We start from the raw sequence: 13,751 nt of genomic DNA on the forward strand, positions 1-13,751 counted from the left end.
GGCGCCACCGAGGCACCCGGCCGACGAACGACTACGCTCGAAGTGTGTCAGCAACCCAACGCGCTCGATCCGGGGTGCCCCTCGACCAACGTTCCGCACTGCCCACGGTTCCCGGCATACCCGCTTGGGGCGCCGTCGCCGTGGCTGCCGGAGCTACCTTCCTCGGGTTCGCCTTCGACGCCGTCTCGGGCAACGAACTGACTTCGGCGTTCTCCGCCATGTACTTCCTGGGCTGCGTCCTCGCGGTGCTCGCGGTCCGCAAGCGCGGCCTGTTCACGGCCGTCGTACAGCCCCCGTTGCTGCTCTTCGTCGCAGTCCCGCTGGGCGCGCAGTTCCTCGCCGACGGCGGCGGCACCGGCCTCAAGGACATGGCGATCAACGTCGCGTACCCGCTCGTCAACCGGTTTCCGTTGATGCTCGCGGCCACCGTCGTCGTCGGCCTGATCGCTGCGGCGCGCGTGTTCCTCGTCCAGTCCCGGACCGGCACGCCGGCACGCTCGCGGGACCGCCGCGCGGACGCCCGGCCCGCGCGTCCCCGTCGTGAACGAAACGACCGCACCGCCTCGCGGGACGACCGCACCACCGTGTTCGAACCGGTCGCCGACGACCGTCGCGCACCCACCCGGACCGGAAGGCCGCCTCGGCCGTCCCGGCCCGCGCCGGAGCCCGCGACCGCGCACATCCCCGCCGGCCCGCACCAGGGACGCGCATACGACGACGCATCCCCTCACCGCGACTACGGTCACCGCGAACCGGTGCGCTCCGAGGGTGCGTACCGGGAGAGCGTCCACCGGGAACCGATTCCGCGCGGTCCGCGCCGCGAGGCCCCGTACCGCGAGCCGGTTCAGCGCGAGCAGATTCAGCGTGATCCGGTGGCGACCCGTCCCCGCCGGACCGCCGAGGTTCCGGCACACCCGATTCCGGAGGTTCGCTACCGCGATCGCCAGGATCAGCCCCCGTTCGAGGGCTGATCCCGCGAGGTCCTACGTGCGTGCCGCGCGCAGTTCGCGGGGCAGCGCGAAGACCAGCGTCTCGTTGGCCGTGGTGACCGACTGCACGTCCGCGAAGCCCTGCTCGGCGAGCAGGTCGATCACACCGCGAACCAGGATCTCCGGCACCGAGGCGCCGGACGTGATGCCGACCGTCCGCACGCCGTCCAGCCACGCGAGGTCCACCTCGCGGGCGTAGTCGACGAGGTACGCGGCCTGGGCACCCGCACCGAGCGCGACCTCGACCAGACGGACCGAGTTCGACGAGTTCCGCGAGCCGACGACGATGACGAGATCACACTCGGGCGCCATCGCCTTCACCGCGACCTGACGGTTCTGGGTGGCGTAGCAGATGTCGTCGCTCGGCGGATCCTGCAGCTTCGGGAACTTCTCCCGCAGGCGCTCGACGGTCTCCATCGTCTCGTCGACCGACAGTGTCGTCTGCGACAGCCAGATGACCTTGTCCTCGTCGCGGACCGTGATCGAATCCACCGAGTCGGGGCCGTCGACGATCTGCACGTGCTCGGGTGCCTCGCCGGCGGTGCCCTCGACCTCCTCGTGGCCCTCGTGGCCGATCAGCAGGATGTCGTAGTCGTCGCGGGCGAACCGCTTCGCCTCCTGGTGCACCTTGGTCACCAGCGGGCACGTCGCGTCGATGGTGTGCAGGCTCCGCTCGGCGGCCGCGGCGTGCACGGCCGGGGACACCCCGTGCGCCGAGAAGACGAGGACCGAGTTCGCGGGCACCTCGTCGGTCTCGTCGACGAAGACGACGCCCCGCTCGGCGAGCGTGTCGACCACGTGCCGGTTGTGCACGATCTCCTTGCGGACGTAGATCGGCGCACCGTGCTTCTCGAGCGCCTTCTCGACGGTCTCGACCGCCCGGTCGACGCCCGCGCAGTAGCCGCGCGGCTCAGCGAGGAGGACCCGCTTGCCACCGCCGGCCGCATCCGCGCCGGCCGATCGTGCGATACCCAGATTGAGAGGAACTGCCGAAGACATGCCCCCAGCCTACGGTGCACACACTCGACGAACCGCCGAGCACGGGCTCGCGCGCCGGGCAGCGGGGCCTTCGGCGCCGTCGGCTACCAAATGAAGCGCCCGTGAGGCAGTCTGTGACCATGATTCGTCCCCCGTTCATGGCGCGCGTCGCCGCCGGTGTGGCCATCACGGCCTACGAAGAGGCGCTCAAGCTGCCGTCCACGGCCATGACGCTGCCGATGACCGCGGTCAGTCAGGTACTGCAGACGACGATGCGGATGCAGCAGTCGATGACCGCGCTCGCCATCAAGGGTGACCGTGCCTTCTGCCTCCTCGACCGCACCGAGGAGGAACCGGAGTGGGCGGTCTTCGACGAGGACCGCGCCGACTTCGGCACCGACGGTGAGGTGGATGTCGACGATTCCGAGGGCGCAGACGACGCCGAGCGTCGCTCGACTCCGGGCCGATTCGCCCTGTACTCGATGACTCCCGGCGACGACGAGACTCCCGCCACCCCGGCGCCCAGCGAGAAGGACACGCCCGCCACCGGCGACGTGTCGGTTCCCGAGATCGCCGAGGAACTCGACTATGCCGCCCTCACCCTCGCCCAGTTGCGGTCGCGCCTGCGGTCGCTGTCGGTCGAGGATCTGACGGCACTGCTCGAGTACGAGGAGCGGACCGCGGCCCGGGCACCGTTCCAGACGATGCTCGCCAACCGCATCACCTCCGCTCGCGCCAAGTGACCTCCGAGCGCCCCGCTTCCGGCGGCCCGTCGCCCAGTTCGGCCGAGCAGCCCTGGCCCGTGCGGACCGTCTCGACCAAGGTCGCGCAGTGGATCGACCGCCTCGGCAGCGTCTGGGTCGAAGGCCAGATCACCCAGATCAACGCCCGGCCGGGGACGCGCACGGCGTTCCTCGTGCTGCGTGATCCGTCCGTGGACATGTCGCTCTCTGTGACGTGTTCGCCGCAACTACTGCGCGACGCCCCGGTCCCGCTGACCGAGGGCAGCCGCGTCGTGATGTTCGGCAAGCTGTCGTTCTACACCGGCCGCGGCACGGTGTCGCTGCGGGTCACCGAGATCCGGGCCGTCGGCATCGGTGAGCTCCTCGCCCGGATCGAGCGTCTGCGGGCGCTCCTCGCGGCCGAGGGCCTGTTCGATCCCCGCCTCAAGCGCCCGTTGCCCTTCCTGCCCGGCACCATCGGACTCGTCACCGGTCGGGCCAGCGCCGCCGAGAAGGACGTGCTCAGCGTCGCGCAACGCAGGTGGCCGGCAGTACGGTTCGAGGTCCGCAACACCGCGGTACAAGGTCCGACGGCGGTCCCGCAGATCATCGAGGCGCTCGAGGAACTCGACCGCGATCCCCGCGTCGACGTCATCATCCTGGCCCGCGGCGGCGGCAGCGTCGAGGACCTGCTGCCCTTCTCCGACGAGACTCTCTGTCGCGCGATCGTCGCGTGCACGACGCCGGTCGTGAGCGCGATCGGTCACGAACCCGACAGTCCACTCAGCGACCACGTCGCCGATCTGCGGGCCGCGACCCCCACCGACGCCGCCAAGCGCGTCGTGCCCGACGCGGTCGCGGAGCAGGCGCTGGTGTCCGACCTGCGGGGGCGGGCCGGCGCGGCACTGCGGAACTGGGTGGCCCGCGAGGAGCATCTCGTCGCGCAGCTGCGCAGCCGCCCGGCGCTCGCCGATCCGCTGTCCGGGATCGACCGCCGGGCCGAGGAGATCGAACGTCTCCGCGGCACCGCTCGCCGGGACGTCACCCGCACGATCGACGTGGAGTCGACCACCGTCGAGCACCTGCGGGCGCGGCTGGCCACGCTCGGCCCGGCCGCGACGCTCGCCCGCGGTTACGCAGTGGTGCAGCGCGTGTACGGCGACACCGAGCCCGAGGTGCTGCGGTCGGTGGACGACGCGCCGCCCGGCACGCAGATCCGAGTCAGATTGGCCGACGGCGCGGTGCGCGCCGCCGTGATGGGAAGAGAGTCATGAGCAACACAGATGTGGCCGAACTCGGATACGAGGCGGCACGGGACGAACTGGTCGTCGTCGTGAAGACCCTCGAGCTGGGCGGCCTGGACCTGGACGAGTCGCTCGCGCTGTGGGAACGCGGCGAGGCGCTCGCCAAGCGTTGCGAGGAGCACCTCGCGGGCGCTCGCAAGCGGGTCGAGGACGCGCTCGCGCATGCCGACGACGAGGCCGGCACCGACGACGAGTGATCGTCGGCGCCGGTCGCCTAGCGCTGCAGCGGCTCGACGTCGATCGCCGTCGCGAGCTGCTTGAAGTCTTCCGCCGGCGCGGGACCCGTGATCAGGACGCGGGCGTCACCGAAGTCGGAAACCCAGATCGCCTCCGACTCGCCGTCGTCGAAGACATCCCACTGGCGGCTACCGATCCGCTCGGTGCCGCTCTGGATCCGCGTGTCACCCGCGACGAACGGGACCAGCGTCTCCACGGTCGCATCGCTCTGCGTGAGCTGGATGTACCGGCCGACCTCGGTGATGAAGCCGATGTTGCTCGAGTCGCCGCCGCCGTCACCCGAGACGATGCTGCGGCTGCCCGAGTTCGACTGCCAACCCTCCGGGATCTCCGGCTTCCGGATCGGGAAGCCGAGCTCGCGCGAGTCGTACTTGAAGGCCGCGTCCGCGTCGAAGCTGGGCACCGGACCGGGCTTGGGCCCGCCCGGGCTGAACTCGCATTTGCTCGCGACGCCCGCAATCAGCAGACACGCCAGGACCAGCGGGATCAGGGACCACAGCATGTCGTGGCCGTTCTGCAGAATGCGGGGCTTCTTCTCGGGCACGTTGTCCAGTATTCCTGTTCCCGGCTCCGGGTGGCCCACCAGGCCACGCATCGTCGGGTTCTGAGACAATCACCCTCGAGATTCGTCCACCGAATCGACGGCACGACCGCACCGCGGTCGACCGCACCGAAGTGTCGGCCACCACATTGCGCCGACCTTGACTGCAGCAGGAGGCACTGCCCATGACGGCCAGCACCCCATCGAGTCGCCGCGAGGCCCCGGACCGCAACCTCGCTCTCGAGCTGGTACGCGTCACAGAGGCCGCCGCCATGGCGGCCGGCCGCTGGGTCGGACGGGGCGACAAGGAGGGCGGGGACGGTGCCGCCGTCGACGCCATGCGCCACATGGTGAGCTCGGTCTCGATGCAGGGCGTCGTCGTCATCGGTGAGGGCGAGAAGGACGAAGCCCCGATGCTGTACAACGGCGAAGAGGTCGGCAACGGCGACGGCCCGCTGTGCGACGTCGCGGTCGACCCGATCGACGGCACGACGCTGATGAGCAAGGGTGCACCCGGCTCCATCGCGGTCCTCGCGGTCGCCGAGCGCGGCGCGATGTTCGACCCGTCGGCCGTGTTCTACATGGACAAGATCGCCGTGGGCCCCGAGGCTGCCGACGTCATCGACCTGGCCGCCGGTGTCGCGGAGAACATCCGCCGCGTCGCGAAGGCCAAGAACCGCTCGGTCTCCGACACGACGGTCACGATCCTCGACCGTCCGCGTCACGCGGACATCATCCGGGAGATCCGCGAGACCGGTGCGCGCATCCGCCTGATCTCGGACGGCGACGTCGCCGGCGCGATCGCGACGGCCCGCCCCGATTCCGGCGTCGACATGCTGCTGGGCACCGGCGGTACCCCCGAGGGCATCATCGCTGCGGCAGCGCTGCGCTGCATGGGCGGCGCGCTGCAGGGCCGTCTGGCCCCGACCGACGATGCCGAGCGCCAGAAGGCGATCGACGCCGGCCACGACCTGGACCGCGTCCTGCGGACCGAGGAACTGGTCACCGGCGAGAACATCTTCTTCTGCGCGACGGGTGTCACCGACGGCGACCTGCTCAAGGGTGTGCGCTACTACGGCGGCGGCGCGACGACGCAGTCGATCGTCATGCGCAGCAAGTCCGGCACCGTCCGCATGATCGAGGCGTACCACCGCCTCGAGAAGCTGCACGAGTTCTCGTCGATCAACTTCGACGGCGTCGACGGCGCGCAGCCCCCGATGCCCTGATCGACCACCTGTAGTTCCAGCTGAAGGGTCCCTTCGCGCGCTGCGAGCGCACGAAGGGACCCTTCAGCTCTTTCCGCGGCGAGGCGCCCGCGGTGGCAAGCTGGATCCATGAGCGACAGCAGCGATCCGCAGTTCCGCATCGAACACGACACGATGGGCGAGGTCCGCGTCCCGGTCGACGCGCTGTGGCGCGCCCAGACACAGCGCGCCGTCGAGAACTTCCCGATCTCCGGCCGCGGCCTCGAGCGCGCCCAGATCCGCGCGATGGGGCTCCTGAAAGCCGCCTGCGCACAGGTCAACAGGGATCTCGGGCTGCTCGATCCGGACAAGGCCGACGCGATCGTCGCGGCCGCCAACGAGATCGCCGACGGCCGGCACGACGACCAGTTCCCGATCGACGTGTTCCAGACCGGGTCCGGGACGAGTTCGAACATGAACGCCAACGAGGTGATCGCGAGCCTCGCCGCGAAGGCCGGTGTCACCGTGCACCCCAACGACGACGTGAACATGTCGCAGTCGTCGAACGACACGTTCCCGACGGCCACGCACGTCGCCGCGACGGAGGCGGCCGTCAAGGATCTGGTCCCCGCCCTCGACCACCTGCGGCTCGCGTTGTTCGACAAGGCGGAGCAGTGGAAGACGGTGGTCAAGTCCGGCCGCACGCACCTGATGGACGCCGTTCCGGTCACGCTCGGCCAGGAGTTCGGCGGCTACGCCCACCAGATCGAGGCAGGCATCGAGCGGGTGCTGGCGACGCTCCCCCGCCTCGGCGAACTCCCCATCGGCGGCACCGCGGTGGGGACCGGACTCAACGCACCCGACGGCTTCGGACCGCGCGTCGTCGCGGAGTTGGTGCGCGCCACCGGCCTGGACGCACTCTCGCCCGCCCGCAACAGTTTCGAGGCGCAGGCCGCCCGGGACGGACTGGTCGAGGCGTCCGGTGCGCTGCGCACCATCGCGGTCTCGCTGACGAAGATCGCCAACGACGTCCGGTGGATGGGGTCGGGCCCGCTGACCGGGCTCGGCGAGATCCGGTTGCCGGACCTGCAGCCGGGAAGCTCGATCATGCCCGGCAAGGTCAATCCCGTTCTGCCGGAAGCGGTCACGCAGGTCGCCGCCCAGGTCGTCGGCAACGACGCGACCGTCGCGTGGGGCGGTGCGGCCGGCGCGTTCGAGCTGAACGTGTACATCCCGGTGATGGCGCGCAATCTGCTCGAGTCGTTCCGACTGCTGGCCAACGTCTCCCGGTTGTTCGCCGACCGCTGCATCGCCGGACTCGAGGCGAACGAGGAGCACCTGCGTACGCTCGCCGAGTCGTCGCCGTCCATCGTCACCCCGCTCAACTCGGCCATCGGCTACGAGGAGGCGGCCGCCGTCGCGAAACAGGCACTGAAGGAAAAGAAGACGATTCGGCAGACCGTGATCGATCGCGGCCTGATCCACGACGGACTCACCGAGGCCGAACTCGACCGTCGCCTGGACGTGCTCGCGATGACCAAGGCGGACCACGACGACTGATCCCGCCACGGATTCCCCGACGGGGCTCCGCGCACGCGCCTACGATCCGACTGACGAGAAAGGCCGGACATGCGCCCATTCCCCCGCCGCGTGCTCGCGGCCCCGCTCGCGGCGGTCGCCCTCGTCGCGGGGTGCAGCCAGGACGTCGACTCCACGACGCCGACGGTGATCGGCGAGGCCCCGCAGAACCCCGCACAGGTCGCCGGTGTCCCACTGCCGGAGGGTTCGGTCGCCGACGCGGTCGCGCAACTCGACGGCCTGGCCGAGAAGCTGATGGATTCGTCGGGCATTCCGGGCATGGCGGTTGCCGTCGTCCATGGCGGTCAGACGCTGTACGCGAAGGGTTTCGGGGTGCGCGCGGCCGGGACGTCGGAGAACGTTGACGCCGACACGGTCTTCCAGCTGGCGTCGTTGTCCAAGCCGATCGGGTCGACGGTCGTCGCGCGTCAGGTCGCCGCGGGCGTGGTCGACTGGGACACCCCCGTGGCCTCGAAGCTGCCGGGGTTCGCCCTGGCCGACCCGTACGTAAGCTCGCACGCGACGGTCGGCGACCTGTACGCGCACCGGTCGGGCCTGCCCGATCACGCCGGTGACGAACTCGAGGACCTGGGCTACGACCGTCAGCAGATCCTCGACCGTCTGCGCTTACTGCCACTCGCGCCGTTCCGAGATTCGTACGCCTACACCAACTTCGGGGTCACCGCCGCGGCCGAGGCGGTCGCGGACGCGTCGGGCAGCGACTGGGCGAGTCTGTCGGAGCGACTGCTCTACCAGCCACTGGGCATGTCCCACACCAGTTCCCGCTTCGCGGACTATGCCGCGCAGGAGAACCGAGCGGTGGGGCACGTGAAGGTCGACGGGCAGTACACCGCGAAATACGTGCGGGAACCGGACGCGCAGTCCCCCGCGGGCGGCGTCAGCTCGTCGGTGAACGACCTGACGGCGTGGCTGAAGATGCTGCTGGCGGACGGTGAGGTCGACGGCCGGCCGTTCGTCGCCGCGGACGCGTTGCAACCCGCCATTTCCCCGCAGTCGGTGTCCTCGGCCCCGACGACACCCGACACCCGGGCCGGCTTCTACGGCTACGGTTTCAACGTGGGCACCAGCCCGGCCGGACGCGTCACGCTCAGCCATTCGGGTGCCTTCGCGCTCGGGGCGGCCACCAGTTTCCTGGCGATCCCGTCGGCCGATGCCGCGATCGTCGTACTCACCAACGCGGCCCCCGTCGGCGTTGCCGAGACACTGAGCTCCGAGTTCGCCGATCTGGTGCAGTTCGGGGAGATCCGGGAGGACTGGGCCAGGCTCTTCGAGCAGGTGTTCGCGAAGATGGACGCGCCCCAGGGATCGCTGGTCGGGCAGCCGCCGCCCGCCGATCCGGCACCGGCCCGTCCGCTGCCGAGCTACACGGGCAGCTACGCCAACGACTACTTCGGCGCGGCGCAGGTCGCCGAGCGGGACGGTCAGCTGATCCTCACGATGGGACCGAAGGGGCTCGCGTTCCCGCTCACCCACTGGGACGGCGACGTCTTCACGTTCGAACCCGACGGCGAGAACGCGCCCGCCGGCACGATCTCCAAGGCCACCTTCACCGCAGACACCGTCGTGCTCGAGTTCTTCGACGCCGACGGACTCGGCACCTTCACCAGGAGCGCACCGTGAGCACCCAGCCAGACGCATCGGTACAGGTCGTCGAGGACTTCTTCGCGGCCCTGGCCGACCGGGACGTCGACCGCGCCACCCGCTACCTCACCCCGGACATCGTGTGGCAGAACACGACACTCCCGACCCTGCGCGGGCTGCCCGCGGTACGTCGGGCACTCTCGCTCGCGAACCGGCCGGCGCTGCGGTTCGAGGCGGAGATGCAGAACATCGTCGGCGACGGCGAGACGGTGCTCACCGAACGGATCGACACACTGTTCGTGGGCCCGCTGCGCTCGACGTTCTGGGTGTGCGGCACCTTCGAACTGCGCGACGGCCGGATCGCGGTCTGGCGGGACCGGTTCAGCTGGGGCAACGTGGCTGTGGGCACCGTCACCGCGACGGCCCGCTCCCTCCGGCACCGCGGACGACGCGAGTAGGCTCCCTCAGCGTGCGGTATCGGCGATACGTGCCGCGAGAACCCCACACAGGAAGCCGACGGCGATGACCGAACAGCACCAGGACACCTCCCCCGCTTCGCCCGCGTTCCGAGCCGGCCTCGACGTCCGGACCGAGGTGATGGGTGCCGACTTCGTCGAGCGGGCGTTCGAGCGCACCCGCGGCACCGACTCCGAGGACATCCAGGAGTTCATCACCGAACACGTCTGGGGATCGGTGTGGACCCGGCCGGGCCTGGACCGCCGCAGCCGCAGCCTGATCAACCTCGGCATGCTCATCGCGCTGCGCGCCGAGAACGAACTGCGCGGCCACGTGCGCGGCGCCCTCCGGAACGGGCTCACCCGCACCGAGATCGTCGAGACCGTGATCCACGCGAGCGCGTACTGCGGCGCCCCGGCCGGGCTGGCCGCGATGCGCGTCGTGCAGGAGGTTCTCGAGGCCGAGCTGGGACCGCTCAGCGAGGACTGAGCGGACGCCCCGCCTTGGCGGCGATGTCCAGCGCCGCAAGGTAGCCGAACACCAGCGCCGGCCCGATCGTGGCGCCGGGCCCGGCGTAGGTGTGCCCCATGACGGGGGCGCTGGTGTTGCCCGCGGCGTACAGCCCGTCGATCACCGAGCCGTCCTCGCGCAGCGCCCGCCCGTCGACGTCGGTGACGATGCCACCCTTGGTCCCCAGGTCGCCGGGCACCATCTGAGCGGCGTAGAACGGCGGTTTGACGAGTTCCCCCAGGCTCGGGTTGGGCTTGTTGGTGATGTCGCCGTAGTAGTGCTCGTACCGGCTCTCGCCGCGGTGGAAGTCCTCGTCGGTGCCGCTGCGCGCAAAACCGTTGAACCGCTGGATGGTTGATGTGAGCGCGTCGGCGGGAACACCGATCTTGTCGGCGAGCGCCTCGATGCTCGACGCCTTGACGATCGCGCCGCTCTCGAGCCACTTCCGCGGCAGCGGGCTGCGCGCGGTGACACCCGCGAACAGGTAGCGGTCGCGGTAGGTCTGGTCGAAGATCAGCCACGCGGGGAGGTTCTCGCCGGGACCCTCGCCCTGGCCGAACTCGCCGCCGTACATCCGGTGCGTGGCCTCCACGTACGGAAGCGACTCGTTCATGAACCGCTCGCCCCGGTCGTTGACCATGATGCTGCGCGGCAGCGACCGCTCGGCGAGCGCGAACCACGGCCCCTTGGGCAGCGGAATGGACGGCGCCCACCACGCGTCGTCCATGAAATCGATTGCGGTACCGACCTTGAGCCCGGCATTGATACCGTCGCCGGTGTTGCTGGGGGCCCCGATGGTCCAGTCCGCGCCGATCGGCGCGCGCTGGTACTTCTTGCGCATCTCGTCGTTGGCGTCGAATCCGCCGCAGGCCAGGATCACGCCGTACTCGGCCCGAAGAGTTCGCTTCTCGCCGTCGGATTCGACGACGACCCCGGTCACCCGGCCGTCCTCGACGACGAGGTCGACCAGGGCGGTGTTCAGCCGCACCGGGATTCCGGCCCCGCGCACGCCGAGCATGAGTTCGGCCATGAGGGCCCCGCCCATCCCGATCAGCTTCTGCCGCCGGGCCTTCGCGACGAACGTGCGCATCCCGACCCGGATCATCCGAACCGGGCCGCGCCAGTGCCGCAGACCCGTGCTGAGCCAGCGGTAGTCGGACTGCTTGACGACCACGTTCAGCGGAGCCTTGCTGTACGGCGGGTGCAGCGTGGCCAGATCGTCGCCGAGCGCACGGGCATCGAACGGCTTGGGCTCGCACGAGCGACCCGTGGACAATCCGCCGGGCGCCTCCGGGTAGTAGTCGGAGTAGTTCTTCACCCACTCGAGCTTCAGCGGCGAGTTGTCGATGAGGAACTGCAGCGCCTCCGGGCCGCGATCGATGTAGGTGTCGATCCGGGCCGGGTCCACGCCGGGACCGATGATGCTGTGCAGGTAGCGGCGGGCCGCCTCGATGTCGTCGGCGGGAGCCTCACGCTGCAGCACCGAATTGCCCGGGATCCAGACGCCGCCACCGGAACGAGACGTGGATCCGCCCCAGTACTGGGACTTTTCGACGATGATCGCCTTGAGCCCCTTCTGCGCGGCGGTGATCGCGGCGGCCATGCCGGCGCCGCCCGCACCCACCACGACGACGTCGAACTGTTCGTCTCGACCCGTGTCCTGCGCCATGACCACCCCTCGGTATCCGCCCACGATCAGTGAAATCAAATCTAGAACACGTTTCAATATTGAACAACGATTTGAGGGCGATACCGGCAGCACGCTGGTTCGACTTCGCCCCGACGAGGCGATCGCAGGGTGAAATCATGGATGAAATGCCCGCTGTCGACCCATTTCGGTTTTCCCGGCGACCGCAACCGCCGCTACCGTCGGAGGCGCTGCTTCTCCTCTGTCGAAGCAGTCGCGGCACTCGCCCACCCCCCGACGCGGGCGAGCGCTGCACCGCCGGGCGGTGGGTGCGGTCACGCCGACCGCAGCCACCGTCCGGCCACCTCCCCCTCGGAGGCCGTCCGGTGGCCGCGAATGCCCACCCCCGGCGGAACCACTCAGGCCGTCGGCCCGAACTCCTCGAGCATCTCAGTCACCAGAGCCGCGATCGGCGATCGCTCACTGCGGGTGAGGGTCACGTGCGCGAACAGCGGGTGCCCCTTGAGCTTCTCGATGACTGCCGCGACACCGTCGTGCCGGCCGACCCGCAGGTTGTCCCGCTGCGCGACGTCGTGGGTGAGCACGACCCGCGATCCGGTGCCGAGCCGGGACAGCACCGTGAGCAGCACGTTGCGCTCGAGGGACTGCGCCTCGTCCACGATCACGAACGAGTCGTGCAGTGAACGACCACGAATATGCGTGAGCGGCAGCACTTCCAGCATTCCGCGGCCGAGCACCTCCTCCATCACCTCGGGGCTGGCGAGCCCGTCGAGGGTGTCGAAGACGGCCTGCGCCCACGGGCCCATCTTCTCGCTCTCACTGCCCGGCAGATAGCCCAGTTCCTGCCCACCCACCGCGTACAGCGGACGGAAGACGACGATCTTGCGGTGGCTGCGCCGCTCCAGAACGGCCTCGAGCCCGGCCATGAGGGCCAGTGCAGACTTGCCGGTGCCCGCTTTGCCTCCGAGCGAGACGATCCCGACGCTCTCGTCGAGCAGCAGATCCAGCGCCACCCGCTGCTCGGCGGACCGGCCGTGCAGACCGAACGCCTCCCGCTCGCCGCGCACCAACTGCACCCGCTTGTCCGGCGTGACGCGACCGAGCGCGCTCGACCGGCCGCCCAGCAGACGAATACCCGTGTGACACGGCAGTTCCCGTGCCTCGTCGAGGTCGACGACACCCTCGGAGAACAACTGGTCGATGAACTCGGAGCTGACGTCGAGCTCCGTCATTCCGGTCCAGCCGGACGGGACCACGTCGTGCGCGCGGAACTCGTCGGCGGGCAGCCCCACCGCGCCGGCCTTGACGCGGAGTGGGATGTCCTTGCTGACCAGCACCACGTCCTTGCCGTCGGCGGCGAGATTGAGAGCGCAGGCCAGGATCCTGGAATCGTTACTGTCCGTTCGGAATCCGACCGGGAGTACGGAGGGATCGGTGTGGTTGAGTTCCACCTGGAGCGTGCCGTTCTCGGTGCCGATCGGCACCGGACGGTCGAGACGACCGAACTCGAGACGGAGATCGTCGAGCATCCGCAGCGCTTCGCGGGCAAACCATCCCAGCTCGTGATGGTGGCGCTTGTCCTCGAGCTCGCTGATCACGATCAGTGGCAGCACCACCTCGTGTTCGGCGAATCTACTGACAGCCCACGGGTCGGAGAGCAGGACCGAGGTGTCGAGGACGTAGGTGCGGACGGAGCTGATTGCGGTCACGTGAGGCTCCTCGTTCGTCTGCGTGGCACCCGCGCAAACCTGTTCGCTGGACCGGTCCGGGCCCGAGTGTCAGATGACACGAGGGCCGGGTGCCGGCCCCCTCGCACTGAATGTTCCAGTCACGATCAGGACCTCCCGTACAAGCAGCTTCGCCTGCTGCCTGTTACGCGCGACGCTACGCCTGCCGTCGAATCCTCCGGTGCACGCGCGCGGCGTGTCGAGTGAAGTCCACGTGAACGGCAACTCACGGGAAGATCCGCGCGCCTCGGGCCGAACCTGGTCCGCCACACTGG

General features: G+C 69.7%; 13 protein-coding genes. 9 read left to right on the top strand and 4 right to left on the bottom strand.

Features of this window, described 5'->3' with window-relative positions; translation table 11 throughout:
• Positions 1-74 precede the first annotated feature (74 nt).
• Positions 75-971: a DUF6542 domain-containing protein gene (locus LCL87_RS01150; RefSeq protein WP_225015804.1), complete on the top strand. Its 897-nt coding sequence runs from the start codon at positions 75-77 to the stop codon at positions 969-971.
• Between the two features lie 12 nt (positions 972-983).
• Here LCL87_RS01150 and LCL87_RS01155 read toward each other — a convergent pair whose 3' ends face one another.
• Positions 984-1,988, bottom strand: a complete 1,005-nt coding sequence (locus LCL87_RS01155) for a 4-hydroxy-3-methylbut-2-enyl diphosphate reductase (RefSeq protein ID WP_225015746.1) — start codon at positions 1,986-1,988, stop codon at positions 984-986.
• Between the two features lie 119 nt (positions 1,989-2,107).
• Here LCL87_RS01155 and LCL87_RS01160 point away from each other — a divergent pair, with 119 nt between their 5' ends.
• Genes LCL87_RS01160 through LCL87_RS01170 form a run of 3 tightly spaced genes read left to right on the top strand, consistent with a single transcriptional unit; the run spans position 2,108 to position 4,190 of the window.
• Complete coding sequence (locus LCL87_RS01160) at positions 2,108-2,710, top strand: lipid droplet-associated protein (RefSeq protein WP_225015748.1); 603 nt, start codon at positions 2,108-2,110, stop codon at positions 2,708-2,710.
• Positions 2,707-3,963: an exodeoxyribonuclease VII large subunit gene (xseA, locus tag LCL87_RS01165; protein ID WP_225015750.1), complete on the top strand. Its 1,257-nt coding sequence runs from the start codon at positions 2,707-2,709 to the stop codon at positions 3,961-3,963. Before LCL87_RS01160 ends, xseA begins: the two co-directional genes overlap by 4 nt.
• Complete coding sequence (locus LCL87_RS01170) at positions 3,960-4,190, top strand: exodeoxyribonuclease VII small subunit (RefSeq protein WP_225015752.1); 231 nt, start codon at positions 3,960-3,962, stop codon at positions 4,188-4,190. Before xseA ends, LCL87_RS01170 begins: the two co-directional genes overlap by 4 nt.
• 17 nt (positions 4,191-4,207) lie before the next feature.
• Here the strand turns inward: LCL87_RS01170 and LCL87_RS01175 are convergent, their stop codons facing one another.
• Positions 4,208-4,774: a DUF4245 domain-containing protein gene (locus LCL87_RS01175; protein ID WP_225015754.1), complete on the bottom strand. Its 567-nt coding sequence runs from the start codon at positions 4,772-4,774 to the stop codon at positions 4,208-4,210.
• 182 nt (positions 4,775-4,956) lie between these two features.
• Here LCL87_RS01175 and glpX point away from each other — a divergent pair, with 182 nt between their 5' ends.
• From glpX to LCL87_RS01200, 5 genes are all read left to right on the top strand, one after another.
• Complete coding sequence (gene glpX, locus LCL87_RS01180) at positions 4,957-5,997, top strand: class II fructose-bisphosphatase (protein WP_225015756.1); 1,041 nt, start codon at positions 4,957-4,959, stop codon at positions 5,995-5,997.
• 108 nt (positions 5,998-6,105) lie between these two features.
• Positions 6,106-7,515, top strand: a complete 1,410-nt coding sequence (locus LCL87_RS01185) for a class II fumarate hydratase (RefSeq protein WP_225015759.1) — start codon at positions 6,106-6,108, stop codon at positions 7,513-7,515.
• A gap of 69 nt (positions 7,516-7,584) precedes the next feature.
• Positions 7,585-9,174, top strand: a complete 1,590-nt coding sequence (locus LCL87_RS01190) for a serine hydrolase (RefSeq protein WP_225015761.1) — start codon at positions 7,585-7,587, stop codon at positions 9,172-9,174.
• Positions 9,171-9,593, top strand: coding sequence for a limonene-1,2-epoxide hydrolase family protein (locus tag LCL87_RS01195; RefSeq protein ID WP_225015762.1), 423 nt, complete (start codon positions 9,171-9,173; stop codon positions 9,591-9,593). Before LCL87_RS01190 ends, LCL87_RS01195 begins: the two co-directional genes overlap by 4 nt.
• 64 nt (positions 9,594-9,657) lie before the next feature.
• Positions 9,658-10,080: a carboxymuconolactone decarboxylase family protein gene (locus tag LCL87_RS01200; protein WP_225015764.1), complete on the top strand. Its 423-nt coding sequence runs from the start codon at positions 9,658-9,660 to the stop codon at positions 10,078-10,080.
• Here the strand turns inward: LCL87_RS01200 and kstD are convergent.
• Together kstD and phoH2 are read right to left on the bottom strand one after the other, a co-directional pair.
• On the bottom strand, positions 10,067-11,770 hold the full coding sequence (gene kstD, locus LCL87_RS01205; RefSeq protein WP_225015766.1) for a 3-oxosteroid 1-dehydrogenase: 1,704 nt from the start codon (positions 11,768-11,770) through the stop codon (positions 10,067-10,069). The genes LCL87_RS01200 and kstD overlap by 14 nt on opposite strands.
• Before the next feature lie 377 nt (positions 11,771-12,147).
• Positions 12,148-13,458 (bottom strand): RNA 5'-3' helicase PhoH2, encoded by a 1,311-nt coding sequence (gene phoH2, locus LCL87_RS01210; RefSeq protein ID WP_225015768.1) that lies wholly within the window; start codon positions 13,456-13,458, stop codon positions 12,148-12,150.
• Positions 13,459-13,751: the final 293 nt, after the last annotated feature.

The sequence above is a fragment of the Prescottella equi genome, from assembly GCF_020171745.1.
GTDB lineage: Bacteria > Actinomycetota > Actinomycetes > Mycobacteriales > Mycobacteriaceae > Prescottella > Prescottella equi_A.